Source organism: Vibrio sp. 1288 (assembly GCF_033344475.1).
The window spans coordinates 1-584 of sequence record NZ_JAWPOX010000848.1 but is presented as its reverse complement, the minus strand read 5'-3'; the positions used below and the strand labels follow the sequence as shown (position 1 = coordinate 584).

The 584-nt window shown below is 46.4% G+C and carries 1 protein-coding gene; it reads left to right on the top strand.

The annotated features are described in order from the left end of the window. Positions 1-584, top strand: a 584-nt coding sequence (locus tag R8O11_RS29705; RefSeq protein WP_318195189.1) for a TolC family protein, incomplete at both ends; no start/stop codon positions are given.

Here is a 584-nt window from a genome sequence, read left to right as displayed (position 1 = left end):
TGGAAAACTTCTCGCGCAAGAGGATTCTGTTGAACCAGCAGAAACCTTGTTCATTAACGATAACCTGCCACCACTGAGTGCATTTATCGATCAGACCTTGCTCACCTACCCAGGGCTCGACATTTTGGATGCCAAGCACAAACAGGCATCGCGCTTAATTAAGGCAGAGAAAGGCAAATACTACCCAGAAGTTTACTTATACGGCGATTACAGCCTGTATGAAGACGATTCGTTGGCCAGCCAAATGAAACCGGATTGGCTCGTAGGGGTTGGCGTTAACATTCCATTGATTGAATCCACAGGTCGAAGCGAAAAAGTTAAAGCAGCACAAAGCGTTGTATCTCAAGTTGATGCTCTTAAATCTCAAGCCAAACAAGACTTGTCTTTACTTGTGCAGAAAACGTATCTAGAAGCGCAGCAAGCGATTGATGAAGTGCAAGGCTTAGAATCCAGCATCGCACTAGCCAATGAAAACCTGCTTCTGCGAGAGAAGGCATTCACTCAAGGTCTTTCTTCTTCTCTCGATGTGGTTGACGCTCAGCTTTATGTCGCCAGTATCGAAACTCAACGTTCGGCGGCGCGCT